Source organism: Pseudoalteromonas sp. NFXS53, assembly GCF_056629255.1.
Window position 1 is genome coordinate 1 of sequence record NZ_JBWVBR010000041.1, and the last position, 2,970, is coordinate 2,970.

The 2,970-nt window shown below is 49.1% G+C and carries 1 rRNA gene; it reads left to right on the forward strand.

The features are described 5' to 3' along the window. Positions 1-186: 186 nt before the first annotated feature. Positions 187-2,970: ribosomal RNA gene (locus AC1HJP_RS21080) — 23S ribosomal RNA — on the forward strand; the annotation flags it as partial.

Genomic DNA, 2,970 nt, shown 5'->3' on the forward strand with positions numbered 1-2,970 from the left:
TTGCTCTTTAAAAATTTGGAAAAGCTGATAATTAATTCTTTTAGAAGAAATTCTAAAAAGAGTTTTCAAAAGTAAAACAATGCCGATAAACATTAAGTTGTTTATTAGCGTCTACTTTAGTATTCAATATTAACTTCTGGCGAAGTTAAAACTGTCTTTGACGATACAAACCATTTTGGGTTGTATGGTTAAGTGACTAAGCGTACACGGTGGATGCCTTGGCAGTTGGAGGCGATGAAGGACGTACTAACTTGCGATAAGCCTAGTCAAGCCAGTAAGAGGCACTTGAGACTAGGATTTCCGAATGGGGAAACCCACCTGCTTGCAGGTATCGTTAACTGAATACATAGGTTAACGAGGCGAACGCGGAGAACTGAAACATCTAAGTACCCGTAGGAAAAGAAATCAACCGAGATTCCGAAAGTAGCGGCGAGCGAAATCGGATTAGCCCTTAAGCTTTAGTGTAGTTAGTGGAACATTCTGGAAAGTTTGACGATACAGGGTGACAGTCCCGTACACAAAAACTTATCTAAAGTGAAATCGAGTAGGTCGGAGCACGTGAAACTTTGACTGAATATAGGTGGACCATCATCTAAGGCTAAATACTCCCAACTGACCGATAGTGAACCAGTACCGTGAGGGAAAGGCGAAAAGAACCCCTGTGAGGGGAGTGAAATAGAACCTGAAACCGTGTACGTACAAGCAGTAGGAGCCCCTCGAGGGTGACTGCGTACCTTTTGTATAATGGGTCAGCGACTTATATTTTGTAGCGAGGTTAACCGTTTAGGGTAGCCGTAGCGAAAGCGAGTCTTAACTGGGCGTTGAGTTGCAAGGTATAGACCCGAAACCCGGTGATCTAGCCATGGGCAGGTTGAAGGTTGAGTAACATCAACTGGAGGACCGAACCCACTAACGTTGAAAAGTTAGGGGATGACCTGTGGCTTGGAGTGAAAGGCTAATCAAACCGGGAGATAGCTGGTTCTCCCCGAAATCTATTTAGGTAGAGCCTCGGACGAATACTTACGGGGGTAGAGCACTGTTAAGGCTAGGGGGTCATCCCGACTTACCAACCCTTTGCAAACTCCGAATACCGTAAAGTAATATCCGGGAGACACACGGTGGGTGCTAACGTCCATCGTGGAGAGGGAAACAACCCAGACCGTCAGCTAAGGTCCCAAAGTGTATGTTAAGTGGGAAACGATGTGGGAAGGCTAAAACAGCTAGGAGGTTGGCTTAGAAGCAGCCATCCTTTAAAGAAAGCGTAATAGCTCACTAGTCGAGTCGGCCTGCGCGGAAGATGTAACGGGGCTAAACATACCACCGAAGCTACGGCTGCATACTTTGTATGCGGGGTAGGGGAGCGTTCTGTAAGCGGCTGAAGCTCAATTGTAAAGTTGGGTGGACGTATCAGAAGTGCGAATGCTGACATGAGTAACGATAATGCGGGTGAAAAACCCGCACGCCGGAAGACCAAGGGTTCCTATCCCATGTTAATCAGGGTAGGGTAAGTCGACCCCTAAGGCGAGGCTGAAGAGCGTAGTCGATGGGAAACGGGTTAATATTCCCGTACTTGGAATAATTGCGATGGGGGGACGGAGCAGGCTAATCAAGCATGGCGATGGTTGTCCATGTGAAAGGCTGTAGGCTGGTGACTTAGGAAAATCCGGGTCGCTAAGGCTGAGAGTCGAGACGAGCTACTACGGTAGTGAAGTTGATGATGCCCTACTTCCAGGAAAAGCCTCTAAGCTTCAGATTATTTCGAATCGTACCCCAAACCGACACAGGTGGTCAGGTAGAGAATACTAAGGCGCTTGAGAGAACTCGGGTGAAGGAACTAGGCAAAATTGTACCGTAACTTCGGGAGAAGGTACGCTCCTATCTGTGATGAGATTTACTCTCTAAGCGGACGGGAGCCGCAGTGACCAGGTGGCTGGGACTGTTTATTAAAAACACAGCACTGTGCAAAATCGTAAGATGACGTATACGGTGTGACACCTGCCCGGTGCCGGAAGGTTAATTGATGGGGTTAGCTTAGGCGAAGCTCTTGATCGAAGCCCCGGTAAACGGCGGCCGTAACTATAACGGTCCTAAGGTAGCGAAATTCCTTGTCGGGTAAGTTCCGACCTGCACGAATGGTGTAACCATGGCCACGCTGTCTCCACCCGAGACTCAGTGAAATTGAAATCGCAGTGAAGATGCTGTGTACCCGCGGCTAGACGGAAAGACCCCGTGAACCTTTACTACAGCTTGGCACTGAACATTGAGCCTACATGTGTAGGATAGGTGGGAGGCTTTGAAGCAGCGTCGCTAGATGTTGTGGAGCCATCCTTGAAATACCACCCTTGTATGTTTGATGTTCTAACATAGGCCCCTTATCGGGGTTGTGGACAGTGCCTGGTGGGTAGTTTGACTGGGGCGGTCTCCTCCCAAAGAGTAACGGAGGAGCACGAAGGTTGGCTAAGTACGGTCGGACATCGTACGGTTAGTGTAATGGTAGAAGCCAGCTTAACTGCGAGACAGACACGTCGAGCAGGTACGAAAGTAGGTCATAGTGATCCGGTGGTTCTGAATGGAAGGGCCATCGCTCAACGGATAAAAGGTACTCCGGGGATAACAGGCTGATACCGCCCAAGAGTTCATATCGACGGCGGTGTTTGGCACCTCGATGTCGGCTCATCACATCCTGGGGCTGAAGTCGGTCCCAAGGGTATGGCTGTTCGCCATTTAAAGTGGTACGCGAGCTGGGTTTAGAACGTCGTGAGACAGTTCGGTCCCTATCTGCCGTGGGCGTTTGAGAATTGAGAGGGGCTGCTCCTAGTACGAGAGGACCGGAGTGGACGAACCGCTGGTGTTCGGGTTGTGATGCCAATTGCATTGCCCGGTAGCTACGTTCGGAATCGATAACCGCTGAAAGCATCTAAGCGGGAAGCGAGCCTCGAGATGAGTTCTCACTTTAACTTTAAGTTAACT